The following is a 25,246-nucleotide window of genomic DNA, read 5'->3' as shown; positions in this document are numbered from 1 at the left end:
GATGAAGGATAATAAAAAGACATACTGGAAAGGAATTGAACAGTTATCTAACGATCCTGAGTTTGTAAAAAAAGCTGAGAGCGAATTCCCTGAATTTTTACCTACTGGTAACGGTGAAGGAGAAGGTAGCACAAGAAGGGATTTTCTAAAATTGATGGGTTTTGGCGTGGCTGCAGTTTCGTTAGCAGCTTGCGAGGCTCCTGTAAGAAAGGCTATTCCTTACGTTAACAAGCCAGTGGATGTTGACCCTGGTATTCCTAACTATTATGCTTCTACATATGCATCTGGTGGTGACTATTGTAGCATCGTAGTCAAAACAAGAGAGGGTAGACCTATAAAAATCGAGGGTAATAAGCTTTCAAAAATAACGCAGGGAGGAACAAGTGCACAAGTTGATGCATCTGTTTTATCTCTTTATGATAATGAAAGATTAAGAGGCCCGAAAGCAGGCGATAAGAATACCGACTGGGAAACTCTTGATAAAGAAGTAATGACCAAGTTAGGTTCTATTGCTGCGCAAGGTGGGGCAATTAGAATTGTTTCAAATACAGTTTTGAGCCCAACAACTAAAAAGGTAATTTCTGATTTCCAGGCAAAATATCCTACAACTGAGCATGTAGCTTATGATCCTATTTCTTCTGAAGGTATGCTGGCCGCAAATGAGTCATCATTCGGTAAGCGAGCAATACCTTCTTACGATTTTAGCAAAGCAGATGTAATTGTAAGCTTTACTGCCGATTTCTTAGGAACATGGATTTCTCCTATTGAATTCACGAAACAATATAGTAAGACAAGAAAACTGAATGATGGTAAAAAGACAATGTCTCGCCACTATCAGTTTGAGTCTAATTTATCATTAACGGGATCTAATGCTGATTACCGTACAATGATTAAGCCTTCAGATGAAGGAAAGGCAGTTGCTGCACTTTATAATGCTGTTGCTGCAAAAACTGGAGGTTCTTCAGTTTCCGGTGCTGGTAAATATCCAAACATCGACAAAGCTGCAGCTGATTTATTAAAAGCGAAAGGTAAATCAATTGTTGTTTCCGGATCAAATAATGAAGGAGTTCAAACATTGGTTAACGGAATTAACAGTATGCTTTCCAACTACGGAAAGACTATTGATTTAGATAAGCATGCAAACTTCCGTCAAGGTAATGCGTCAGCTATGGATAAATTCATTACTGATGCAAAAGGCGGACAAGTTGCGGCTGTAGTATTCTACAACTGTAACCCTGTTTACAATCACACTAGAGGAGGTGAACTAAAAGCTGCTCTTGCTAAAGTTTCTCTAAAAGTGTCTACTTCTGATAGACCTGATGAAACTGCTGTGGCTTGTGATTACATAGCCCCTGATCATCATTATTTAGAGTCTTGGAACGATGCTGAGCCTAAAAAAGGCTCTTATAGCCTTGCTCAACCAACCATTACTCCAATTTTTAAAACAAGACAAGCACAAGATTCTTTCCTAACATGGTCTGGTGCTTCTAAAGATTACTATACTTATTTAAGAGATACTTGGAGAAGCACAATGCCTGTAAGTGGCAGCTTCGATATGTATTGGGATAAAGCATTATATAACGGTGTTGTTGAAGTTGAATCTGAAGAACAACAAACTTTTGAGTTTGCGGGAGATGTAAATTCTGCTGCACGTTCGGCAACTTCAATGAATGCTGCTGATCTTGAGTTGGCAGTTTACACTAAAGTTGGTATTGGTGATGGAACGCAAGCCAATAACCCTTGGCTACAGGAGATGCCGGATCCAATCACTAAGGCTACTTGGGATAACTATTTAACAGTTTCTCAATCATGGGCTACTGCAAATGGTGTAAAGGCTTTCGAAGGTAAAGCTAATATGGTAAACCTTACTGCAGGTGGAAAAACTGTAAAGCTTCCAGTTGTTATTCAACCTGGACAAGCACCAGGTACTGTTGGTTTAGCAGTTGGTTATGGAAGAACAAATGCCGGTAAAGTCGCTGATGGTAGAGGCGTTGATGCTTATCCTATATTAGTAGGTGGTGCAGCAAAAGTGGAGGTACTTGATGAACAATATCAAGTGGCTCAAACTCAGACGCATCAAACGTATATGGGAAGAGAGACTGTTATTCAAGAGTCTGTTCTTTCTAAATATCAAAAAGATCCTTCTGCTGGAAGATATCATCCGCATGTATCAACATGGCAAGAAGAGTCTGGTGAAACTTCTCCGGGTAACCTAAGTCTTTGGAAAGGTCACAAATACAAAAACCATCATTGGGGATTAGCTATTGACTTGAACTCTTGTACAGGGTGTAGCGCATGTCATGTGGCTTGTCAGTCTGAAAACAATATTCCTGTAGTTGGTAGAGACGAAGTAATTATGCGTAGAGATATGCATTGGATGCGTATCGACCGTTACTACAGCTCTGCAAGCGTAGATAACTACGAAGCAATGGAAGTAGCTGCTGAAAACCCAGAAGTTACCTTCCAACCTATGATGTGTCAGCATTGTAATAATGCTCCTTGCGAAACAGTTTGTCCTGTTGCAGCAACAACACATAGCACCGAAGGTCTTAACCAAATGACTTACAACAGATGTATTGGTACAAGATATTGTGCTAACAACTGTCCTTATAAAGTAAGAAGGTTTAACTGGTTTAAGTACCATGATAACTCTCAGTTCGAGGATGTAAACACTGCAATGAGTAATGATCTTGGTAAAATGGTGTTGAATCCTGATGTTACTGTAAGATCTAGAGGTGTAATGGAAAAGTGCTCTCTTTGTGTTCAGAGAATACAGTATGGTAAGCTTGAAGCTAAGAAAGAGGGTAGAAGACCAAATGATGGAGACATCAATACTGCTTGTGCTAGTGCGTGCCCTGCAGATGCCATTGTTTTTGGAGACATGAACGATAAAGAAAGCAGAATCTACAAAATGCTCAAAATTGAGGATACGGAGAAAGCTGACTATATTATAGAAAAGGAAATTGGTGAGCCAAGAGCATATCACGTGCTTGAGGAGATAGGTGTTAAGCCTAACGTTACTTACCTAACGAAGATTAGAAATAAAGAAGAGAGCGAAGCTTAAGCAATGCTCTGGGAAATAGATAGAAATTAAAACTAAGAACTAACAAATATGCAAGTTACTTCATCTGTTCGTGAAGCTCTGGTTACCGGAAATAAAACGGTTCATGATGTTACGGAAGATATCTGCAGACAAGTAGAAGGAAAGCCGACAAAATCATGGATGCTGGGCATGGCCATTTCACTTGGAGCTTTAGCCATAGGAGCTTATTGCGTTTTCGTATTGTTATGGGAAGGTATTGGAGTTTGGGGATTAAATAAGACCGTTGGCTGGGCTTGGGATATTACTAACTTCGTTTGGTGGGTTGGTATTGGTCACGCTGGTACCCTAATTTCCGCCATTCTTTTGCTTTTCAGACAGAAGTGGAGAATGTCAATTAACAGAGCGGCTGAGGCGATGACGATCTTTGCCGTAATTTGTGCAGCATGTTTTCCTGGTCTTCACATGGGAAGACTTTGGTTAGGTTTTTACTGGGCATTGCCTCTACCAAATACATTCGGGTCTTTGTGGGTAAACTTTAACTCACCACTTTTATGGGACGTATTTGCTATTAGTACATACTTCACTGTATCATTGGTATTCTGGTATATCGGTTTGATCCCAGATTTTGCTTCGATCAGAGATAGAGCTAAGAACAAAATTTCTAAAGCTGTATATGGTGCTTTAAGTTTTGGATGGGATGGAGCAGCTAAAACGTGGTCGCGTTACGAGACAGTAGCATTAATCTTAGCAGGTTTAGCTACACCACTTGTACTTTCAGTACACACAATCGTATCATTTGACTTTGCTACTTCAGTTATTCCTGGATGGCATACAACGATCTTCCCTCCGTACTTTGTTGCTGGAGCGATTTTCTCAGGGTTTGCCATGGTACTAACATTAATGTTGGTAACAAGAAAAGTATTTAAACTAGAAGATTATATTACCATCAACCACATTGAGTTGATGAACATAGTGATCATCATTACAGGTTCAATTGTAGGTATTGCATACATAACGGAGTTCTTCATCGCGTGGTATTCAGGAGTTGAAGCAGAGCAGTATGCATTTATTAACAGAGCATTTGGTCCTTATTGGTGGGCTTATGCAACCATGATGACCTGTAACGTAATTTCACCACAACTTTTCTGGGTGAAGAGTATCAGAACTAATATCGCTGCTACATTTATCTTAAGTATTGTAGTAAACATCGGTATGTGGTTCGAGCGTTTTGTAATTATTGTAACATCCCTACACAGAGACTATCTACCATCTAGTTGGGCGATGTTTTATCCTACACGATACGATGTAGGTGTATACTTATTCACTTTTGGATTATTCTTTACTGCGTTCTTATTATTCGCTAAATTCTTCCCTGTAATAAACATGGCAGAGGTAAAGAGTATCATTAAGTCATCATCTTTAAAAGAGAAGAATTAAAAAATGGAAAGTAATAAACACTTTGTATTAGGCGTATATGACGATGAAGACGTTTTACTCAAAGCCGTTACTAAGGTTCGAGAAAGCGGAGTAAAAATTCACGAAGTATATTCTCCATTCCCTGTTCATGGGTTAGATGAGGTTTTAGGTTATAAGAGAACGAGACTTCCTAAGGCTGCCTTTATGTTCGGTTTATTGGGAACATGTCTAGCATTAACAATGCAGATAGGAATGTTAGGTTTTGACTGGCCAATGATTATTGGGGGTAAAGATTTCTTCTCAATACCTCCGTTTATTCCGGTAACATTTGAATTAACCGTATTACTTTCTGCGCTTGGTATGGTGGGAACATTTATGATCGTAAGTGATCTAAAGCCTTACAAAAAACCAAGATTGATGGACATAAGAATTACCGATGACAAGCACGTAATGGCAATTGACCTTGCTAAAAATAAAATGTCTAAAGATGACATTAAAAAAGTGGTGCAAGGAAGTGGTGCAAGTGAAGTGAATGATAAAGATTTTGAAGATTAAGAACATTCTGAAAATGAGAATAAATACAGTTTTTAATTACCTTTTTAGCCTTACTCTGGCAGCTACATTAGTTAGCTGTGGAGCTGATGGTGATAATCAAGGGTTGGAATATGCTCCAAATATGTACCATTCTGTACCTTACGAGCCGTTATCTCAGATTACTGATGAGGAGGCAGGTGAAGCTGCTCAGTTTTTGAACGACACTAGAGATGGTCACGGTGAATATTATAACTCTAATCCATTGAATGCACATGGAATGACAATGAGAACACCGGCACCTAATACTGTTCCAAGAAATAAGAATGGTATTTTACCTTACAGAATACCTAAAGATAGTCTTGAAATAGCTGCAGAAATTGCTAGTCCGATTGACAGCACAATGGCGGAAGCGGCTATTAAAGATGGCAAAATATTATATGGCAGATATTGCGAGCATTGTCATGGGGCTAAGGGTGAGGCTGATGGATTAGTGGCTGAGAAGTACCCTGGAGTTGCAAACCTTCAAGGTGTAGCTTATAAGAATATTACAGAGGGTCATATTTTTCATGTTATAACATGGGGTAAAGGCCTGATGGGAGCTCACGGTTCTCAGGTTAGTCCTGAAGACAGATGGAAGATTGCGAAATTTGTAAAGTCGATTCAGAAGTAATAGAGATTTAAGAAGTAAATATAACGATACAATGACCGAAGAAAGATTTGAATTTACCGCTGGTGCCAAGAAAACCCTAATGATTATTGGGGTAATAGGTGTGGTATTGTTGGTAATCGGAATTATAACCTCCATGTCAGGTGGTCACCATGAAGCAGGAGAGCATGCATTAAACTCTTTAACTTCTCAATCAGAATTGGTAGCAAGTGCAGACGAAGGTGGTGCTGAGGCTCACGGAGCTGAAGAAGGCGGCCATCACGGAGCGGCAACCTGGTTAAAAAGGATTTATACTAACCTTTGGGTGAACAATGTTTACTTTACCGGTCTTGCAATTATAGGATTGTTCTTTGTAGCTATTCAATATGCAGCACAAGCTGGGTGGTCTTCAGGCATTAAACGAATTCCATTGGCGATGGCTCATTGGTTGCCAATTGCTGGAATATTAATGATTGCAACTTGGTTTTTAGTGAATCACGATGTGTTTCATTGGACACATGCATCACTTTATGCTCCAGTTGAAGAAGGTGGCGATGAAATAATTCAAGGAAAAGCCTCTTTGTGGTACTGGCCATTAGAAGCTGGTTCATTTCCAATATTCTATGTTTTAAGGATGGTAATTTTCTTTGGTCTATGGATTTTGTTTTTCAACTGGATCAAAAAGGAAATGTTGGCGGAAGATATTGATGGTGATGTAAGTCACTGGTACAAGGCAAGAAAATATTCTGCTATATTCCTAGTGATCTTTGCTGTTACATCTTCAATAGCAGCTTGGGATTGGATTATGTCAATTGATCCACACTGGTTCAGTACAATGTTTGGCTGGTATGTATTCGCGAGCTGGTGGGTAAATGGTTTGGCCGTAATTACTTTAATAGTAGTTGCACTTAAATCTCAAGGATATCTATCGATTGTTAATGCCAACCATTTACATGATATTGGAAAATTCGTTTTTGGATTTAGTATTTTCTGGACGTACATATGGTTCTCCCAGTTCTTGTTAATCTATTATGCAAACATACCTGAAGAAACTGTTTACTTCATTCAGAGATTGGATTCAGGAAATTATAAGTGGGTATTTTTTATCAACTTAATATTAAACTTCTTCCTTCCATTCTTGTTACTTATGACAAGAGATGCAAAGAGACACATGTCTTTATTAAGACTTGTTTGTCCAATCATCATTGTGGGTCACTGGTTTGATTTCTACTTGATGGTAACACCAGGTGTGATGCAAACTGAAGGAACGTTTGGATTAGTGGAAATTGGTATGGCAACTGTATTTGGAGTGGCATTCTTGTTTGTTACATTATCAAACTTGGCGAAAGCACCACTGTTTGCGAAGAACCATCCAATGTTGAAAGAAAGTTTACATCATCACATTTAATTGAATAACTGTTAATTATAGAATAATATGTTCGGTATAGTCATAACAATAGGTGTTCTTCTACTCTTGTTCATTCTGTATACACTATTCAGAATTGGAACACTTGTTAATGTAGTTAAGGGAACGGATAAGAAAATAGTAAGTACCAGCAATAAGGTAAATGCGGCTTTAATGCTGATATTCATGATTACCGGTTTTGGTTTCATGTTCTGGTATTCTTGGGCATATTTTGATAAATACACACTACCTGTGGCTTCTGAACACGGTGAAATAACTGATAAATTATTCTGGGTAACAACAGCTGTTACAGGCGTGATTTTTATCATTACTAACGTGCTTCTTTTCTGGTTTGGATATAAGTATCAGTATAAGGAAGGTGAGAGAGGTAAGTTCTACCCAGACAATACTAAACTTGAATTACTTTGGACTGTTGTTCCTGCTATTGTTCTGTCAGTATTGGTTTTTACTGGTTTACAAGCCTGGACTGACATTACAAGCAAAGCATCTGATGATGCCGAAGTAATTGAAGTAATGGGCTATCAATTTGCCTGGGCTGTAAGATATCCAGGAGTAAAGGATAATCAGTTAGGAGCTTATGACTACAAATTAATTGATGATACACAAGGTAATCCTTTTGGTATAGATATTACTGACGAAAATTCTTACGATGATTTTACACCGTTAGAAATGCATTTTCCTGTGGATAAAGAGGTATTGTTAAAAATCAGAGCAAGAGATGTATTACATAGTGTCTTCTTACCTTACCAAAGAGTAAAAATGGATGCTGTACCTGGTCAACCAACTCATTTCAAATTCATTGCCAATAAAACAACTCAGGAAATGAGAGACGAAGTAGGAGATCCTGAATTCGATTACTTCTTAACTTGTACCGAAATATGTGGAAGAGGACACTTTTCTATGAAATTAAAGGTAGTTGTAGATACTCAAGAGGATTATGAAAAGTGGAAAGCCGAGCAACAAACTTGGTTGAAATTGAATCCTGACTTACTTGAGCAGGTACCTGCTGAGAAAAGGGAACTAGCAAAGATAAAAGCTGGCATTGAAGAGGAAAAAGAAGAATTAGAAGCAACATTATAAGATAATAAAGAATATGGCTACTGCTGACATACATATATCTGAAGAAACACATCATGATGGTCATGAGCACGATCATGATCACTCAACAAATTTTTGGACACATTATGTGTTCACTACAGACCATAAAATGATTGCCAAGCAATTCCTGATTACAGGAATTTTTTGGGCACTCCTTGGTGGTATCTTATCTGTAATCTTTCGATTGCAATTAGGTTTCCCTGAGGCTGAATTAGGTTGGTTGAAACCATTTTTAGGAGATTGGATTACTGCAGAGGGTAAAATAGATCCAGAGTTCTACCTTGCATTAGTAACAATGCATGGAACCATCATGGTATTCTTTGTATTAACAGCAGGTTTAAGTGGTACCTTCAGTAATTTCCTAATTCCATTACAAATTGGAGCCAGAGATATGGCTTCAGGGTTTATGAACATGCTATCGTACTGGTTCTTCTTTGCATCAAGTGTGATCATGTTTATTTCCTTATTCATTGAAACGGGACCTGCTTCTGGTGGTTGGGTAATTTACCCGCCATTAAGTGCATTACCTCAAGCGGTTAATGGTTCTGGTTTAGGTATGACACTTTGGTTGACTTCAATGGCACTTTTTATTGTTTCTACTCTTTTAGGTGGTATTAACTATATTACTACTGTCATAAACCTTAGAACTCACGGAATGTCTTTCGCTAAATTGCCATTAACAATTTGGGCGTTTTTCTTAACGGCTATTATCGGTTTGTTATCATTCCCGGTACTATTCTCAGCTGCATTGTTATTAATATTTGATAGAAGTTTCGGAACTAGTTTCTACTTATCTGATATCTATATCAATGGTGAAGCGTTACCAAACCAAGGTGGTAGCCCAATATTATTCCAACACTTATTCTGGTTCTTAGGTCACCCTGAGGTATATATCGTATTGCTTCCAGCATTAGGTATTACATCTGAAATTATTGCTACAAACTCTCGTAAGCCAATATTTGGTTATAAAGCGATGGTTGGATCAATGTTGTTCATTGCAATCTTATCATTTATTGTTTGGGCACACCATATGTTCGTAACTGGTATGAATCCTTTCTTAGGTTCTGTATTTATGTTACTTACATTAATCATTGCTGTACCATCAGCAGTAAAAGTATTTAACTATCTAACAACCTTATGGAAAGGTAATATCAGGTTCACTCCTGGAATGCTTTTCTCAATTGGATTAGTGTCATTCTTTATTAGTGGTGGATTAACAGGTATATTCTTAGGAAACTCTGCGATCGATATTCAACTACATGATACATACTTTGTAGTAGCTCACTTCCACTTAGTAATGGGTAGTGCATCGTTCTTTGGACTTATGGCTGGTGTTTATCACTGGTTCCCTAAAATGTTCGGTAGAATGATGGATGCTAAATTAGGTTATATCCACTTCTGGTTGACTTTCGTGGGTGTGTATCTAGTATTCTTCCCATTGCATTACATTGGAATTGCAGGATACCCAAGAAGATACTATTCATTTACAAACTTCGATGTACTGAATCAGTTTACTGATTTGAATATGTTGGTAAGTATTGCTGCAATTTTAACTTTAGGTGCTCAATTCTTATTCTTGTTCAACTTCTTCTACAGTATGTATAGAGGAAGAAGAGCAACCGCTAACCCATGGAATTCTACAACTCTAGAGTGGACAACACCAATAGAGCCAGGTCATGGTAACTGGCCGGGTGAAATTCCTACGGTTTACAGATGGCCTTACGACTATAGTAAACCTGGTGCTAAAGAAGACTTTATTCCACAGCACATTCCTTTCTCAGAAACTCCTGAATCTAATCTAGATCATGAAAATGAGTTGATTAAATTAGAAGGAGCAACAGATAAAGGCATCGTAGTGGATGAAAAATAACAATCAAGATAAGAGCAGGTTAGGTAAATTTAGCCTGCTCACTCTTGTTGCCATTTATTTCTTAATTCTTGTTGGAGGTATAGTTAGGAGTACAGGTTCTGGTATGGGCTGTCCTGACTGGCCTAAGTGTTTTGGAAGTTGGGTGCCACCCACTGAATTATCTGATCTTCCACCTAACTACAAAGAAGTTTACTCTCAGAAACGGGCTGCTAAGAATATTAAACTTGCTAAGTATTTGAATGCTATAGGTTTTGATGCCACAGCTTCAAGAATTGTTAATGACGAATCCATACTGGAGGAAGCTGACTTTAATCCTACAAAGACCTGGATTGAATATTTAAACAGGTTAGTGGGAGTCGCTATTGGCTTACTTGTTATTGGGACCTTTTTATTTTCAATTCCCTTCAGAAAAACAGAGCCAAGCGTTTTTTATCTATCACTAGGTTCATTAATACTGGTTATTTTTCAAGGATGGGTTGGATCCTTGGTAGTTTCAACTAACCTTATACCTTTCATGGTATCTATACATATGATCATAGCTATCGTAATTGTATTTCTACTTTCTGTAATTGTTATTAAAACAAATCCACAGCTAAAGTTTGCATCAAAACGATCAAAGTATTTAAAAAATATATTGATTTTATGCATGCTTGTGATGTTCATTCAAATTGTGCTTGGCACTCAGGTTAGAGAAAGTATTGATCAAATAGCAGCTTCATTGAGTAGCAGACATTTATGGATAGAAAATCTTGGAATAGAATTTATAATTCACAGATCATTTTCATGGGTTGTGTTGTTAATAAATGTGTATCTAATATATACTCTGTACAAATTGAATATTCTCAACCAAACGGCTAAAGCATTACTTGCTGTAGTGCTAATCACAATTATTACGGGTGTGATTATGGCTTATTTTAATATCCCGGCAATGGTTCAACCTATTCATTTATTGTTGGGCACAATGGGAATTGGACTTCAATTTTTCTTATTTTTGCAACTCAAAAAACAAGAGCCTGTTACTGCATGATTACTCAAGATTCATATAGTATTACCTTTACCGACAAGGCTAAGTCTTTCTTTGAACTACTAAAATTCAGGCTCTCATTTCTAGTAGCCTTTTCTTGTGGTTTTGGCTACATATTAGGTTCAAATGGTGTGATTGACTGGGTTCACTTTGCCTCAATTTGCTTTGGCGGATTTCTAATATCTGGAGCGTCCATATCTATTAATCAAATCATTGAAAAGGATTTAGACTTGTTGATGAGCAGAACCATGAACAGGCCTCTGCCTACAAAAAGAATAAGTGTAAACGAAGCTGCGGCATTTTCATTTATTACGGGTGCTATAGGTATTCTAATATTAGCGCTCAACACTAATATGCTCACAACATTATTGTCAGTGTTGTCAATGATACTTTACAGTTTTGTTTATACTCCATTAAAAAGAGTAGGACCAATAGCAGTTTTTGTTGGTGCAATACCAGGTGCCTTACCACCACTTTTAGGTTGGACAGCAGCAACGGGTTTCATTTCATTAGAGGCATTAATCATTTTTGGAATTCAGTTTATATGGCAATTCCCACACTTTTGGGCAATCGCCTGGGTAGCAGATGAAGATTATAAGAAAGCGGGCTTTAAGTTATTACCATCTGGAGGTAAGAAGGATTTAAATACTGCTATTCAAATAATGATCTACACATTATTCCTGATTCCTTTCGGCTTACTACCAGCCAAGTTTGGCATTACAGGAATTGATTCGGCTATTGTAGTAACAGTTTGCGGAGTGTTGTTTTTAAGTCAAACTTTTGCTTTGATGAAAAATGGAACACGAAAATCAGCATTAAGAATAATGTTTGGTTCGTTTTTATACTTACCCATAGTACAAATTGCTTATTTGTTAGATAAATTATAAAAGAGGAGGAGATATGACTAGTGATTTTAAAATTGTAGAAGAAGCAAAAAAGCCTTTGTCAATGCATCCAAAGAAATTTGGTATGTGGCTTTTTATGATCACAGTGGTAATGATTTTTGCATCATTAACCAGTGCCTATATTGTAAGACAGGCTGAGGGGAACTGGGTTGTGTTTGAATTACCTACTTTGCTATGGATTACTTCAGGAATTATTCTTTTGAGTAGTGCTACAATGCATTGGACATATCTTTCTGCCAAGTCAGATGAGCTTGAAAATGTTAAGCTTGGAATAGGCATAACCCTAGCTTTGGGAGTTGCCTTTTTATTGGGTCAGGTGTATGCCTGGGGAGATTTGGTTGATAACAATGTGTTCTTCGTGGGAAACCCTTCAGGATCATTTTTATACGTGCTAACAGGTTTGCACGGATTACACCTTGTAAGTGGTATCATTTTTCTAATAATTGTATTAATTTCGACTTTTAAATATAGAGTTCATTCAAAAAATTTAGCACAGATTCAGATGTGCGCCACATATTGGCACTTTTTGGGTGGTCTTTGGATTTATTTATTCGTATTTTTATTATTGAATCATTAATTAAACAGGTATAACTTAACTTCTATGTCAGCTACCGCACATTCAATTGATACAGGTAAAAACATCTGGGATGGTGGACAATCACCTTTAAAGGCGAGTTATGGAAAACTCATGATGTGGTTTTTCCTTCTTTCCGATGCTTTTACATTTTCTGCATTACTAATTACCTACGGATTAATTCGTACTGCACATCCTGCTTACACAGGAACCGTTGAAAACTTTACATTTTCACAAGACTACTGGCCAATACCTGAAAAGGTATTTGAAGCGGTGCCATTTATGCATGGTGTTCCATTGCCACTAGTATTTGTGGGTATTATGACGTTTATCCTAATCATGAGTAGTGTGACCATGGTACTTGCGGTAGAGGCTGGTCATAGAATGGATAAAAAGGCAGTAGAGAAATGGATGCTTTGGACAATCATTGGTGGATTAACATTCTTAGGCTGTCAGGCATGGGAATGGTCTCACTTTATCACTGGAACTGGTGGCGGTGGAGCTGGCTTATCTTGGAATGAATATGGTCCTCCTGATTTTGCGGCTTTATTCTTCTTCATCACTGGTTTCCACGGAACTCACGTTTTTAGTGGTGTTGTGTTAAACTTCCTAATTTATTATAATACTGTTACCGGAGTATACGAACGTAGAGGACATTATGAAATGGTAGAGAAGGTAGGTCTTTACTGGCACTTTGTAGACCTTGTTTGGGTATTCGTATTTACTTTCTTTTACCTTGTTTAATCGACTAAACTACTGAACTAATGCATACAGAAGAAACTTCAAATGTGCAGGTAATACCTGCTGATAAAGAAAAGATCAAATTAATCTGGAAAACAGCTGGTATTTTAGCACTTATTACAGCGTTAGAATTCTTGGTTGCTTTTACAGTTCCTCACGAAATGGAAATGACCAGAGTAGTAATTTTCGTTGGTATGACTATCGTAAAGGCCGCTTATATTGTAGGCGAGTTTATGCACCTGAAGTATGAAGTAAAGGTGTTGATTTGGTCAATTATAATACCGATGATATTTGTTGTATGGATGCTTGTAGCATTTGTATATGAAGGCGGGTCAATTTATGCCGACAGATTCTGAGGATAACTTAACAAAATTATATCAGGCTAAGGTGTTATCATCTTAGCCTTCTTTTTGCTCACTAATGAACAAATCAATAAAAATTGCATTTCTCATTGTAATGCTGGCGATACCTGCCGGCATATTCACTTTTCTGAAATTATTTGGAAATAACCAATTTCAGGTAGAAGTGTTTTATGAAGAGGGGTTATCAGGTGTAGAAGGGTCTTGCTTTCAAACGGAGGGTCAGTATTATGTAATTGATTCTGTTTTAAAACAGACTGGTAAACTAAGGGTGGTGGCATTTGTAGACACTAATGACGTATTGGAATTAAACAATATTTACAATCGCTTGAATTCTTTGTTTGATGATAATGTGGATTTAATTGGTTTCATTGATTCCACAAGCACAATTGAAAGTAGTATTTTCAAAGTGACGAAAGTGGAAAACATAACAAATATTCGAGAATGCCATTTTATTAGTGATCAGAGAAATAAGCTTGTATTAGTAGATAGTAAAAATAGAATTAGAGGTTACTACACTCGAGACCTTGATGAAATTGATAGGCTGATAGTAGAATTAAAAATAATAATTGAGAATGATAAAGAATATGGAGACTGAAAAGTCTAACAAGTTAATAATTGCTATTTCAGTAGTAATTCCAATTGCCGTAGCAATATTATTTGGTGTTAAGATTGATGGGTACGACTTTTCATTTTTACCCCCTATTTATGCTACTATCAACGGTTTAACTTCAGTTCTATTAATTGCGGCTTTGATAGCGATAAAGAGCAAGAAGATTTCATTACATGAAAGAATAATGAAGTTTTGCCTTATTCTCTCCGGGCTGTTTTTAGTGATGTATGTTATATACCACATGACAAGCGAACCAACTTCTTACGGTGGTGATTACAAAAATTTATATTTTACCATCCTAATATCGCACATTTTGCTATCTATTAGTGTTATACCTTTGGTGCTATTTACCTATGTTAGAGCTATAAATGGTAACTTTGATAAACACCGAAAGTTGGCGAAAATTACATTTCCAATTTGGCTGTATGTAGCCGTAACTGGTGTTGTTGTTTATATAATGATTAGTCCGTATTACGCATAATATTAAATGAAAAAGATTTTGCTCATAGTGTTCTTTAGTTTGGCTACCCTCACACAGGAGGTGTTGGCTCAATGTGCTATGTGTAGAGCAACTGTAGAGAATAATCTAAGCAATGGAGATATTGGAATTGGTGCGGGCTTAAACTTCGGTATTCTTTATTTATTTGTAATGCCTTATCTGGCAGTAGGAATTATTGGATTCTTCTGGTACAGACACAGTAAAGCTAATTCTAAGAAGTATGGGTCCGTTTAAGGCAGCATTATCAGGTAAATGCCCCCAATGTAGGGAAGGTGATATCTTTGAATCATCAGCCTTGGAGCTATCAAAGTTTCATAAAATGCATACTAACTGCCCTAAGTGCGGCCTGAAGTTTGAGCGTGAGCCTGGCTTTTTTATAGGTGCAATGTATGTAAACTACGCCTTTTCTGTAGCTATTATCGTGGCCGTTGGTATAGCACTATCCGTATTTAATATATATAATCTACACACGTTTGTTCTTTCTGTGGTAGGATTGATATTACTGCTTCTACCATTTTTATTTAGATATTCCAGAATACTCTTTCTTTACCTGTTTGGAGGTGTTGATTACCAACCAAGAGATTAAAACCATTCATGGAGAGGGAATATTAACAGTCTAATTCTGTTTATATTTATCCTTATACATTTGAATGAGTAAGTTTCGAGCACATCTTATACCTTTTTTAATTTCTCTGGGATGCTTTCTGGTTTCGGCTGCCTGTTATTTTTCCTATAACCATTTCGTTCAACCTGAGGAAGAAGTTACAAGTGATATCAATGATCAATTAAATATTGAAATCACAAAAGCTTTAAATCAACTTAAAAGTATCTCTGATCAGCAACTAGATAATGAAAAGTTGTTTAAAGAAATTGAAAGTAATGATGGTGTATTTGCATATCGTGAGGGTAAAATAAGAGCCTGGTCTGATTTTGAATATGTACCTGACTATGCTGAAATAAAAGGCAATTACGAAGTTAAGTTTATTCGATCAGTCAGAAAGGAATACCTTGCATGCAAGGTAGTTAGCGATGGTTATGAGTTAGTGAAGGTAATTCCGCTTTACTCCAATTTTAAAATAGAGAATAAATATTTCAACAGTTCTTTTAAAAAGTCACTATTCCCAACCTCTGCTATTCGCATAGTAAAAACTGAAAATGCCGATCACAAAATATGTTATAAAGAGCAATGTTTATTTGGGATAGTGTATCTGACTAATTCTGAAGTTAACAGAGGTTGGCTCAGAAATATCGGGATGTTACTTTTCATTACAGGCTCAATTACTTTCCTGATTTTTACATTAGCTTATTGCAAGGATGTAGCAAGGCAATCTTTTTTCAAAGCTCTGGCAGTCTTACTTCTTTCATTGTTTGTATTTAGATATTTACTATTAGAATTGGAGTTGCCTAATGGCCTTTCTGATTCTCCTTTATTTGATTCTAAAGTATTCGCTTCCTCCGTTATTAATACTTCATTGGCAGACCTGATACTTAACCTATTCATTTTTTTGGTATTTGCCTCTTTCGTGTGGTTAAGACTGTTAAAATCAAAGGATTACAGATCGCTTTTGCGAAAAACAGTATTTACTAAAAATCTTGTTTCATTCTTTTTGATCTCACTATTTATATTTTCTTTTCATTGGCTATTTCTTCTATCGCAAACATTATATCATAACTCCCAAATATCCTTTGACATCAACCAATCGATTTTATTCGATGTTCCAAGGATGGCGGCTATTATTTGTTACATCTTATTTGGCATAGCCATATTTTTAATAGCGCACACTGCAGTTAGTGCTGCTATTCATCTTGGCAAAAGCCGAACTAAGCTTACTTTACTTTTTCTGGTTAGTAGTGTGGTGTACTCGTTAGCCAATGAGTTGATTGATCAGGCTTACTTAATATCGGTACTAATTGCGGCAATGGTTTTCTTTACAGTTCTATTGTCGAGGATTAGATTCTCTTTAACAAGGTTATCATTTAGTACGTTTCTTTATCTCTTTTTATTCATGGGTGGATTTGCTCTGGTAGGATCAGGCTCCATTTATGAATTCGAAAATGAACGTGAGGTTGAGAGAAAGAAAAGGTATGTGAGTCAGTTCCTTACTGATAATGATCATATGGCTGAATATTTACTTTACGTTGCCAATGAAAAAATCGCTAACGACATTTTTATTCAGACAAGAATGGCCTCTCCTTTCCTCTCTAAAGATGTAGTGAAATCGAAAATTAAACAGGTTTATTTAAATGATTACTTCGATAAATACGATGTGAGAATTTTCACATACGATGCTGAAGGTAGGTCATTTGAGTCTGAATTAGGGCAACCACAAAATATGAAAAAGCTCACAATGAGTGAGTTTAAAACGGGGTATGATGATATCTACTTTATCAACCTGCAAGAAAGTGGTGCAAGCAAAAGGTACCTCAATTATATTGAAGTTAAGAGACGAGGCATTCAAGTCGGTTTTATTGTTCTCGACCTCCGATTGAAAAGAATCATACCTGATAATGTATTTCCGGAAATGTTGGTGGATAACCGTTTTCTAACTCCATATCAGAATGCAGATTATAGCTATGCAGTTTTTAATGACGATGAAGTAGCCTATAGCTCTGGAGATTTTAATTATGATGAAGACTTTATTGAGAGAAGCAATTTTCAAAATGAAGAGAAATTTTCATTTGATGACTATTCTCACGTAGCTGTGAATGATCAGGCCGGACATAGAATTGTAGTTAGTTCCAATGATCATCCACTTGCAGATGTAGTTTCTAATTTTTCGTTTTTCTTTTTGCTTCAGGTATTTCTATTGCTTCTGTGCTTGTTAGCTTATGTGTTGATCATTTGGATAAAAAAGCTTGACCTATCCTACTCAGCAAGAATTCAGCTTTACCTTAATATAGCCTTTTTCCTACCCTTAATAGCAGTGAGCTTAACCACTTTAAGCTTAATTAATGCCTCATTCGAGCGTGAGGTAGTAGAGGAATATTACAAAAAGGCCGAGCAGATAGGCTCGAGTTTAAGTAGTGTATTAAGCGATTTTGTGGAGAATATCACCAATGAAGATGAATTGAATGAGACAATCGCTGATATTTCCGCGTATGCCGGAGCAGATATTAATCTTTTTAGTACATCAGGTAAGCTTATAGCCAGTAACCAACCCTCTATCTATGAAAATGAATTGCTTTCTGAGTTTGTAAATCCTGAAGCATACAGCCATATAGTTATCGATGGTGAAAAGGCCTATACAACAAAAGAGTCAGTAGGGGAGCTGAAGTATAACTCAGTATATTTTGGCGTAAAGTCGTATGAAACAGGTGACCTTGTAGGAGTGGTAAGTATTCCATTTTTTGATTCAGAGTCTGCCCTTCAGGAAAGCCAAATTGTTGTATTAAAGAATATTATCAACGTTTTTACCTTTGTCTTTATCGCCTTTTTAATCGTTTCTTACTTTGCGACAGAGTGGCTAACATTTCCGTTAAGATTTATTACCCAAAAGCTAAAGCGTACAACATTAACAGAATTTAATGAACCATTAAATTGGGAAAGTAATGATGAGATAGGTTTGATGGTAGGTGAGTATAATAAAATGCTTATCAACCTTGAGGAAAGTAAAAACGCGCTGGCACGGAGTGAAAAACAGAGTGCCTGGAGGGAGATTGCACAACAGGTAGCTCACGAAATTAAGAATCCACTTACGCCTATGAAGCTTACTCTTCAGCACTTACAGCGCACGTTAGATCCTTCAAACAAAGAAAGGAGCAAACCTATTAACAGCCTGCTCAAACAAATAGAAACATTGGATGATATTGCTACATCGTTTAGTTCTTTTGCTAAAATGCCAATACCTGCCAGTGAAAAATTTGAACTCACATCGGTGATTAATAATAATGTAAGTATTCATAAAGCCACAAAAAACTTAATCATCGACTTACAATTACCTAATGAGAAAGTATATACACTCGGTGATGAGCAATTGATGGGTAGAATTATATCTAATCTGATATTAAATGGAATTCAGTCTTCTGATAAAGCAGAAAAGGAGTTGCAGATAGCATTGAAAAGTAATAATCAGAAGATTTTATTAAGTGTAACTGATAATGGAGCAGGAATTCCTGAAGAAATACAATCAAAGATATTTGTTCCGAATTTTACCACGAAGGAATCGGGTTCTGGAATTGGGTTAGCTATTGCAAAACATGGCATTGAACATGCCGGTGGTAAAATTTGGTTTGAAACAGAAGAGGGGAAAGGAACAACTTTTTATATTGAGCTCCCCTTACTAGATGAATGAGAGGGCGAATTTTATCTATACTGCTTTTAGTAGGCTTGGGTTTTTCTGTTCAAGCCCAAATGTCCAATGAACGATGTAAATGGATTAACGTATTCAACCAACCTATCGAATTAGATTCCCTTTCGGTTGTTCCCGGTAGTATTGTTGTAACTGATCAAGATGTGAAAATCTCACATAACATTTCAGATGGAACGATCGAATTAACACAAACTGATACCAGTAAAGATTCAGTTCAACTTTGCTACAAAGTCTATCCTTTTCCACTTCATCAGGAGTTTTACAATCGTAATTTATCAGTGTATGACTCCAACGCCTATTTCAAAGATCCTGTAAAGAATGCAACTACCTTTAAACAGGAAGAGTTATTCAAAACGGAAGGTCTTTATAAAAGTGGGAGCATTACTCGCGGTGTTTCCTTTGGGAATAACCAGGACGTATTTGTTAATTCGGCCTTGAACTTAAATATGGATGGTGAGTTAGCGGAAAATTTGTTTATCAGAGCTTCTATTACAGACCAAAATGTACCATATCAGCCGGAAGGCAACACACAGCAGCTTCAAGATTTTGATAATGTATTAATTGAGATTTATAATGATAAGTTTTCGTTAACCGGAGGTGATGTTGTTTTCAAAAATAGTCCTTCCCATTTTTTGCGGTACTACAAAAATGTTCAAGGGGGGCTGGCAAATGTAAAATACAACCTTGCCGGTTCTGAGGCGGAATCAGAAGTGGGCTTTTCTGTTGCTAAGGGTAAGTTTGCTTCGGTTCAAATTCAGCCGAGAGAAGGGTTGGCTGGTCCCTACAGAATTCCAGGGCCTAATAACGAGCGATTTCTGTTGATACTTGCTAATTCAGAAAGAGTATTTCTGGATGGTATACAATTAAAGCGTGGCTTCGATAATGATTATGTGATTGATTACAATAGTGGCGAATTGACTTTCACCAACAACGTTTTAATCACGCAGTTTTCCAGAGTTAGAGTAGATTATGAGTATTCTGATCAAAACTATAGCCGGGCAATTACTACTGCCAAGCATCAACAAAAAATAGGCGGTTTAACCATAGGAGTAAATGCATATAGCGAACGGGATAACCCTAACAGACCCATTCTCTATGATTTAGGCAATGAGGAAAAGCTGTTTTTGAGCGAAGTGGGGGATAGTTTAAATGCAGCTGTTTTTGAGACTATCGATAGTGTGGGTTATTCGGCAGAAAGTGTTTTGTATAGAAAGCTGGTTATTAATAATAATGGTTCACCATTAGAAATTTACGAGTACTCTAACAATCCGGATAGTGCCTTTTACCGTGTGTCATTTTCTGAGGTAGGCTTGGGTAATGGCGATTATGTTCAAACATCATCAACAACCAACGGACGGGTATTTGAGTTTGTGCCCAGAATTAATGGTGTGCGGCAAGGACAATATTCACCGACAGCTATTTTGCCAGCACCCAATAAACGACAAATGGTAAGTATCAGCGGGCAATATGAAATTAATGAGTATGAATCCGTTTTTACTGAAATAGCTATTTCAGACAGGGACGAGAATTTGTACTCAACTATCGATGATAGTGATAACAAAGGCATCGCATACAAAACGGGAATTCAGACCAGGGGAAGGGAAATAGGCTTTCTGCCAGGCTACACTCTTAATGCTTCTTTTGACTTTGAACAGGATGATAAGAATTTTAATGCTATTGATCGATTTAGATATATTGAGTTTGACAGGGATTGGAGTTTTGATCCCAACGCTGATCAAAGAAGGTTTCAGGATCAAATTATTAATGCAGAAGTAGGAATTTCAAAAGATGATAACTTAATACTATACTCATTATCGCGCAGAGACAGGGGCGAGCAGGTGAGAGGGTTTCAGCATCGTGTGAGAGCTAATCAGAGTTTTGGAAAAGTGAGGTTGCGATCTTCTTACTATAAAATGGACAATGAGGTAGAAACTTTTGATGCAAGTTGGGAGCGCATTTATGCTGACTTGGGATTTGTTGGTGGTGTATTCATTCCGGGGTACATCTATTCCTCCGATAAAAATATTGTGAGGACAAGTGAAGATAGCATTTCTTCATCGGCCATGTTTTTTGAGGAGCATACTGCATATATTACCAATGGCACACAAACCGGAGTCACTTTCGATTTAAGGCATAGCTACAGAGACGATTACCGACCAGCTGAAGGAGAGATAAAAGCATTCTCTACATCCAATACTACCAGATTATCTGCACAAAAGAGTTTTGAAAATCAGACCATAAAATCAATAATCAATTACCGAAAGATTGACTATTTAGAAGATGTATTATCTGAAGAAACCATATCGGGTAGAGTTGACTGGCTCTCCAACTGGCTGGATAATCACATTCGCTCTGAGCTAACGTATTCAATAGCCAATAGCCAGGAGCTAAAGCGGGAGTTTGTTTTTATTAAAGTGCCATTGGGCCAGGGAGCGCACACTTGGCGAGATTTAAATGAGGATGGTGTTCAGGATTTGAGTGAATTTTTTGAAGCCATTAATCCAGACGAGCGCCAGTATGCAAAGATCTTTACACCAACAAATGAGTTTGTTTCTGCGTTTCAAAATCTGTTTATTTTCAGAGTAAACGCCCAGGCTCCGCGATCATGGAGCAATGCAGGTGGCTTAAAAAATTTCTTTAGCAGGTTCTCCAATAATACATCGTGGTCTACTGATACCAAAACAACTGATAAAAGTTTAGAATCCAGAATGTTAGCGTTTGCAACAGATATTGGTGACGCTGAGCTACTAGCTGAGCGTAACTCCTTGAGAAGTACTATGTTCTATAATCGAACGCATCCCGTTTATGGTTTGGATGTTACTTATTCCAACAGTCAGAATAAACAACTGCTCACAAATGGTTTTGAAGAGAGAGACCTGCAAGAGGTAATCAGTGGGGCGAGAATTAATATTGCCCGACAGTACAGCATTAATTTACGCTCTCAGAGAGCTATTAAAGAAGTGAACTCTGATTTTCTTGCTGAAAGAAATTATAACATTGTGAGTTATCGAATGAACCCGCAGCTAAGCTGGCAGCCAACTAACTCATTACGTTTTAGTGCACAATATGCTATCACTGAAAAGGAAAACACGGAGTCTTTAGAATCTATTGAGCAGGCCACCTTGAATGAAATTATTGGTGAAATAAAATATAATAAAGCGATAAGAAGTAATATTAGTTTGCAATTCAGATGGGTGGAAATTGAATTTACTGGTGAAGAAAACAGCCCGGTGGGTTATGACATGCTGGAAGCTCTGAGACCCGGCCAAAACATGACCTGGCAAGTAAATTGGCAGCAAAAAATAACGAATGGCTTGCAGTTGAACCTGTCTTATAACGGACGAAAGTCAGAAGATAATGCCCCTATACATATTGGCAGAGTGCAGGTGAGTGCTTTGTTTTAAGTAATACAACCTTTTGAAGTAATAATCTGACTAATTGGGTATGAGAAAGCTTTTGATTTTTACATACCTATTGATGACTTGGGCTGGTTACGCTCAAACGACATCTGGATTTGATGCTAATAAATTAGATTGGCTAGTCGGAAGTTGGGAAGGAGAGGGCTTGGACGGCTTGAACTATGAGTCTTGGTCTACCCCTGTAGATGGTGTCATGATAGGTATGTTTCGTCATACTAAAAATGACAAAATCATTTTCTATGAATTTTGTAGAATAAGCAAAGTGGGTTTACAACTGAAGCACTTTAATTCTGACTTCAATGGTTGGGAGGAAAAAAACGAAATGATCACCTTTCCATTCCTTTTTATGAGTGATGTTAAAGTTGTTTTCGATGGACTTGAAATGGAACTTGTTAATGAAAGCGAGTTAAAAATTATTGTTCAGCTAGAGGATGGCGAAACAACCTTTAATTACAAAAGGAAAAATTAGTTACTTCAACTTCCGCATCACCTTACTGGCAAATACAAAGTCCTCAAACTCCTTCACGTTTGAGTGAATGATATCATCTTTATGTCCTTCCCACTTTTTCTCTCCTTCGTGCAAAAACATAATATTTTCGCCAATACCAAGCAGCGAATTCATATCATGAGTTACCACTACCGTAGTAATTTTATACTCTTCTGTAATTTCCATGATTAGCTCATCTATTTTTATAGATGTTAAGGGATCTAACCCGGAATTTGGCTCATCACAAAAAAGGTATTTGGAGCTGTTAACAATAGCGCGGGCAATACCAACACGCTTCTGCATACCACCGCTTATTTCTGAAGGCAACTTTTTGTTTTGACCAGTGAGTCCTACTCGCTCCAGGCAAAAATTGACTCTATCCAATTTTTCGTCTAACGGCATATCCGTAAGAATATCCAGCGGAAACATAATATTTTGCTCCACAGTTTTCGAATCAAATAGCGCTCCGCCTTGAAAAAGCATTCCAATTTGTCTTCTTATCTCAGTCTTATCATTTCTTGGTGCTAAAGAAAATTCGGTAGTACCATAATAGACAAATCCATCATCAGGCTGGATAAGCCCTACAATGCATTTTAGTAATACACTTTTTCCCGTACCACTGGCACCTATAATTAAATTTGGTTTTCCTTTTTCAAATGTGCCACTTATACCTTTTAGCACCTCTTTGCCATTGAATGACTTCTTTATGTTTTCAATTCTAATCATAAAAGTAGTTGTGCTAATAAGTAATCGGCCAATAGAATAGCAATTACACTTTGAGTAACTGCTGAGGTACTTGCCTTACCAACCTCAAGCGCACCGCCTGTAGTATAATAGCCTTTGAAAGACGAAATAGAGCTCACCAAAAAGGCAAAAACAAATGATTTAATCAAAGCGAATGTGACAGTATAATCATTGAATTCATACCGGATTCCATAAACATACTCATATGGAGTTATCTCTCCGCTTAGTGTACCAGCCAGGTAGCCGCCAACAATATTTAACAGCCCAGAAATAATCACTAACACAGGATATGTGATAAGTGAACCTAAAATTTTTGGTAGCACCAGATAGCTGGTGGAATTTATCCCCATCACTTCCAGGGCATCAATCTGTTCCGTAATTCGCATAGTACCTAAGCCGCTCGACATACTAGATCCCACTTTACCAGCGTAAATCACGCCAATAATGGTAGGTGCTAATTCCAAAATGGTCATGTCTCTAACTACCAGCGAAATAACATAGTTAGGAATAAGTGGGCTTATCAGGTTATATGCTGTTTGAATAGTGGTTACAGCGCCCATAAAGAATGACACCAAAGACACCAGGAAGATAGAGTTGATACCTATATTAACACACTCATCCATCGTGAGTTTGAAATAGGTTTTAAAATTCTCGGTATTAACGAAAAGCTTCCCTAAAAATATGAAGTACTTACCCAGTGTTTCCATTCAAATCCGTTAATTTAACCACTTTATCTGCAGTTGTTGGAAAGATAACAATATTACAGTAAATGATTTTCCTGATAAATTGATTTAGAGAGATTATTAGAAGAAGTATGAAAAAAATAGCATTAGTAACGGGAGGTACAAAAGGGATTGGTAAGGCATTAATTGAAACATTTTCTGAAAATGGTTTTGATATTGTAACCTGCAGCAGGTCGGAGAGTGATTTGGAGAAGTTGAAGAAAGAAATTGAAGATAGGTTCAAGAATGTACTCGAGTATTCGAAGGTGGATATGAGCAAAAAAGAAGAAGTTCAGAAGTTTGCTGATGAAGTTCTTAAGAAATATCCATCAATTGATGTGTTGATTAATAATGCAGGTGTGTTTATTCCAGGTCAAATTCATGAAGAGGAGGAAGGTATATTGGAGAAAATGATTGATACAAATCTTTATAGTGCCTATCATTTAACAAGAAAAATAGTGCCTTCTATGAAGAACAATAAGCACGGGCACATTTTTAATATATGCTCCACAGCCTCATTTATGGCATATAGCAATGGGGGCTCTTACTGTATTTCAAAATTTGCTTTACTTGGTTTTAGCAAAGTGTTGAGAGTTGAAATGCAGGAATTTGGTGTGAGAGTTACATCAATTATGCCGGGTGCCACCATGTCGGCCAGTTGGGAAGGCGTAGATATTCCAGAAGAGCGGTTTATGCCTGCTTCAGATGTAGCCAGCGCTGTTTACAACGCCTATACAATGTCTGAGCGAACGGTTGTGGAAGAACTAGTGTTACGTCCACAGTTAGGAGATATTTAATGAGGTTGAGAAAACTTTC

Annotated in this window: 22 protein-coding genes; 20 read left to right on the top strand and 2 right to left on the bottom strand. The window is 37.2% G+C overall.

Annotation, left to right across the window (positions count from 1 at the left end; all coding sequences use genetic code 11):
* Window position 1 precedes the first annotated feature (1 nt).
* From JR347_RS16205 to JR347_RS16115, 19 genes are all read left to right on the top strand, one after another.
* Window positions 2-3,064 (top strand): TAT-variant-translocated molybdopterin oxidoreductase, encoded by a 3,063-nt coding sequence (locus JR347_RS16205; RefSeq protein WP_205723943.1) that lies wholly within the window; start codon window positions 2-4, stop codon window positions 3,062-3,064.
* 48 nt (window positions 3,065-3,112) lie between these two features.
* Window positions 3,113-4,480: an NrfD/PsrC family molybdoenzyme membrane anchor subunit gene (gene nrfD / locus JR347_RS16200; RefSeq protein WP_205721627.1), complete on the top strand. Its 1,368-nt coding sequence runs from the start codon at window positions 3,113-3,115 to the stop codon at window positions 4,478-4,480.
* A 3-nt stretch (window positions 4,481-4,483) separates the two neighbouring features.
* Entirely contained in the window at window positions 4,484-5,014 is a 531-nt protein-coding gene (locus JR347_RS16195; protein ID WP_205721626.1) for a DUF3341 domain-containing protein, read from the top strand.
* A 13-nt stretch (window positions 5,015-5,027) separates the two neighbouring features.
* Window positions 5,028-5,663 carry a c-type cytochrome gene (locus tag JR347_RS16190; RefSeq protein WP_205721625.1) on the top strand — a complete coding sequence of 212 codons (636 nt, stop codon included), beginning with the start codon at window positions 5,028-5,030 and terminating at the stop codon, window positions 5,661-5,663.
* A gap of 31 nt (window positions 5,664-5,694) precedes the next feature.
* Complete coding sequence (locus JR347_RS16185; protein WP_205721624.1) at window positions 5,695-7,047, top strand: quinol:cytochrome C oxidoreductase; 1,353 nt, start codon at window positions 5,695-5,697, stop codon at window positions 7,045-7,047.
* A 27-nt stretch (window positions 7,048-7,074) separates the two neighbouring features.
* The gene (locus JR347_RS16180) at window positions 7,075-8,145 is read left to right on the top strand and encodes a cytochrome c oxidase subunit II (RefSeq protein WP_205721623.1); all 1,071 of its coding nucleotides are present in this window, start codon (window positions 7,075-7,077) and stop codon (window positions 8,143-8,145) included.
* A gap of 13 nt (window positions 8,146-8,158) precedes the next feature.
* On the top strand, window positions 8,159-10,033 hold the full coding sequence (locus JR347_RS16175) for a cytochrome c oxidase subunit I (protein ID WP_205721622.1): 1,875 nt from the start codon (window positions 8,159-8,161) through the stop codon (window positions 10,031-10,033).
* Entirely contained in the window at window positions 10,023-11,060 is a 1,038-nt protein-coding gene (locus tag JR347_RS16170) for a COX15/CtaA family protein (protein ID WP_205721621.1), read from the top strand. Before JR347_RS16175 ends, JR347_RS16170 begins: the two co-directional genes overlap by 11 nt.
* On the top strand, window positions 11,057-11,944 hold the full coding sequence (gene cyoE / locus JR347_RS16165) for a heme o synthase (protein WP_205721620.1): 888 nt from the start codon (window positions 11,057-11,059) through the stop codon (window positions 11,942-11,944). Before JR347_RS16170 ends, cyoE begins: the two co-directional genes overlap by 4 nt.
* Window positions 11,945-11,957: 13 nt before the next feature.
* A complete protein-coding gene (locus JR347_RS16160) occupies window positions 11,958-12,539 on the top strand; it encodes a cytochrome c oxidase subunit 3 (RefSeq protein WP_205721619.1) in 582 nt (193 codons plus the stop codon).
* Window positions 12,540-12,563: 24 nt separating this feature from the next.
* Window positions 12,564-13,280 carry a cytochrome c oxidase subunit 3 gene (locus JR347_RS16155; RefSeq protein WP_205721618.1) on the top strand — a complete coding sequence of 239 codons (717 nt, stop codon included), beginning with the start codon at window positions 12,564-12,566 and terminating at the stop codon, window positions 13,278-13,280.
* A 20-nt stretch (window positions 13,281-13,300) separates the two neighbouring features.
* Window positions 13,301-13,633 (top strand): cytochrome C oxidase subunit IV family protein, encoded by a 333-nt coding sequence (locus JR347_RS16150; RefSeq protein WP_205721617.1) that lies wholly within the window; start codon window positions 13,301-13,303, stop codon window positions 13,631-13,633.
* Between the two features lie 64 nt (window positions 13,634-13,697).
* Window positions 13,698-14,234: a hypothetical protein gene (locus JR347_RS16145; protein ID WP_205721616.1), complete on the top strand. Its 537-nt coding sequence runs from the start codon at window positions 13,698-13,700 to the stop codon at window positions 14,232-14,234.
* Window positions 14,212-14,730, top strand: a complete 519-nt coding sequence (locus tag JR347_RS16140; RefSeq protein ID WP_205721615.1) for a DUF420 domain-containing protein — start codon at window positions 14,212-14,214, stop codon at window positions 14,728-14,730. Before JR347_RS16145 ends, JR347_RS16140 begins: the two co-directional genes overlap by 23 nt.
* A gap of 6 nt (window positions 14,731-14,736) precedes the next feature.
* On the top strand, window positions 14,737-14,982 hold the full coding sequence (locus tag JR347_RS16135; protein ID WP_205721614.1) for a hypothetical protein: 246 nt from the start codon (window positions 14,737-14,739) through the stop codon (window positions 14,980-14,982).
* Window positions 14,969-15,334, top strand: coding sequence for a DUF983 domain-containing protein (locus tag JR347_RS16130; RefSeq protein WP_235689699.1), 366 nt, complete (start codon window positions 14,969-14,971; stop codon window positions 15,332-15,334). Before JR347_RS16135 ends, JR347_RS16130 begins: the two co-directional genes overlap by 14 nt.
* Before the next feature lie 64 nt (window positions 15,335-15,398).
* Entirely contained in the window at window positions 15,399-19,040 is a 3,642-nt protein-coding gene (locus JR347_RS16125; RefSeq protein ID WP_205721613.1) for a sensor histidine kinase, read from the top strand.
* Window positions 19,037-22,462 carry a hypothetical protein gene (locus tag JR347_RS16120; RefSeq protein ID WP_205721612.1) on the top strand — a complete coding sequence of 1,142 codons (3,426 nt, stop codon included), beginning with the start codon at window positions 19,037-19,039 and terminating at the stop codon, window positions 22,460-22,462. Before JR347_RS16125 ends, JR347_RS16120 begins: the two co-directional genes overlap by 4 nt.
* A gap of 40 nt (window positions 22,463-22,502) precedes the next feature.
* The gene (locus JR347_RS16115; RefSeq protein ID WP_205721611.1) at window positions 22,503-22,946 is read left to right on the top strand and encodes a DUF6265 family protein; all 444 of its coding nucleotides are present in this window, start codon (window positions 22,503-22,505) and stop codon (window positions 22,944-22,946) included.
* Here JR347_RS16115 and JR347_RS16110 read toward each other — a convergent pair whose 3' ends face one another.
* Entirely contained in the window at window positions 22,947-23,690 is a 744-nt protein-coding gene (locus JR347_RS16110) for an ABC transporter ATP-binding protein (RefSeq protein WP_205721610.1), read from the bottom strand. It abuts the gene before it with no gap.
* Window positions 23,687-24,415: an MlaE family ABC transporter permease gene (locus tag JR347_RS16105; RefSeq protein WP_205721609.1), complete on the bottom strand. Its 729-nt coding sequence runs from the start codon at window positions 24,413-24,415 to the stop codon at window positions 23,687-23,689. Before JR347_RS16105 ends, JR347_RS16110 begins: the two co-directional genes overlap by 4 nt.
* A gap of 107 nt (window positions 24,416-24,522) precedes the next feature.
* Between JR347_RS16105 and JR347_RS16100 the strand changes: the two genes are divergently transcribed.
* The gene (locus tag JR347_RS16100) at window positions 24,523-25,227 is read left to right on the top strand and encodes an SDR family oxidoreductase (RefSeq protein ID WP_205721608.1); all 705 of its coding nucleotides are present in this window, start codon (window positions 24,523-24,525) and stop codon (window positions 25,225-25,227) included.
* Window positions 25,228-25,246 lie beyond the last annotated feature (19 nt).

Origin of the sequence: Fulvivirga lutea, assembly GCF_017068455.1 — a bacterium.
Lineage (GTDB): Bacteria > Bacteroidota > Bacteroidia > Cytophagales > Cyclobacteriaceae > Fulvivirga > Fulvivirga lutea.
The sequence above is the reverse complement of the archived record's forward strand: the minus strand, read 5'-3'. Positions and strand labels throughout refer to the sequence as shown.

Bases quoted from the DNA above. Each gene is read 5' to 3' on its own strand.
- JR347_RS16205 (WP_205723943.1), top strand. From the start codon at position 2: ATGAAGGATAATAAAAAGACATACTGGAAAGGAATTGAACAGTTATCT.
- nrfD (WP_205721627.1), top strand. From the start codon at position 3,113: ATGCAAGTTACTTCATCTGTTCGTGAAGCTCTGGTTACCGGAAATAAA.
- JR347_RS16195 (WP_205721626.1), top strand. From the start codon at position 4,484: ATGGAAAGTAATAAACACTTTGTATTAGGCGTATATGACGATGAAGAC.
- JR347_RS16190 (WP_205721625.1), top strand. From the start codon at position 5,028: ATGAGAATAAATACAGTTTTTAATTACCTTTTTAGCCTTACTCTGGCA.
- JR347_RS16185 (WP_205721624.1), top strand. From the start codon at position 5,695: ATGACCGAAGAAAGATTTGAATTTACCGCTGGTGCCAAGAAAACCCTA.
- JR347_RS16180 (WP_205721623.1), top strand. From the start codon at position 7,075: ATGTTCGGTATAGTCATAACAATAGGTGTTCTTCTACTCTTGTTCATT.
- JR347_RS16175 (WP_205721622.1), top strand. From the start codon at position 8,159: ATGGCTACTGCTGACATACATATATCTGAAGAAACACATCATGATGGT.
- JR347_RS16170 (WP_205721621.1), top strand. From the start codon at position 10,023: ATGAAAAATAACAATCAAGATAAGAGCAGGTTAGGTAAATTTAGCCTG.
- cyoE (WP_205721620.1), top strand. From the start codon at position 11,057: ATGATTACTCAAGATTCATATAGTATTACCTTTACCGACAAGGCTAAG.
- JR347_RS16160 (WP_205721619.1), top strand. From the start codon at position 11,958: ATGACTAGTGATTTTAAAATTGTAGAAGAAGCAAAAAAGCCTTTGTCA.
- JR347_RS16155 (WP_205721618.1), top strand. From the start codon at position 12,564: ATGTCAGCTACCGCACATTCAATTGATACAGGTAAAAACATCTGGGAT.
- JR347_RS16150 (WP_205721617.1), top strand. From the start codon at position 13,301: ATGCATACAGAAGAAACTTCAAATGTGCAGGTAATACCTGCTGATAAA.
- JR347_RS16145 (WP_205721616.1), top strand. From the start codon at position 13,698: ATGAACAAATCAATAAAAATTGCATTTCTCATTGTAATGCTGGCGATA.
- JR347_RS16140 (WP_205721615.1), top strand. From the start codon at position 14,212: ATGATAAAGAATATGGAGACTGAAAAGTCTAACAAGTTAATAATTGCT.
- JR347_RS16135 (WP_205721614.1), top strand. From the start codon at position 14,737: ATGAAAAAGATTTTGCTCATAGTGTTCTTTAGTTTGGCTACCCTCACA.
- JR347_RS16130 (WP_235689699.1), top strand. From the start codon at position 14,969: ATGGGTCCGTTTAAGGCAGCATTATCAGGTAAATGCCCCCAATGTAGG.
- JR347_RS16125 (WP_205721613.1), top strand. From the start codon at position 15,399: ATGAGTAAGTTTCGAGCACATCTTATACCTTTTTTAATTTCTCTGGGA.
- JR347_RS16120 (WP_205721612.1), top strand. From the start codon at position 19,037: ATGAGAGGGCGAATTTTATCTATACTGCTTTTAGTAGGCTTGGGTTTT.
- JR347_RS16115 (WP_205721611.1), top strand. From the start codon at position 22,503: ATGAGAAAGCTTTTGATTTTTACATACCTATTGATGACTTGGGCTGGT.
- JR347_RS16110 (WP_205721610.1), bottom strand. From the start codon at position 23,690: ATGATTAGAATTGAAAACATAAAGAAGTCATTCAATGGCAAAGAGGTG.
- JR347_RS16105 (WP_205721609.1), bottom strand. From the start codon at position 24,415: ATGGAAACACTGGGTAAGTACTTCATATTTTTAGGGAAGCTTTTCGTT.
- JR347_RS16100 (WP_205721608.1), top strand. From the start codon at position 24,523: ATGAAAAAAATAGCATTAGTAACGGGAGGTACAAAAGGGATTGGTAAG.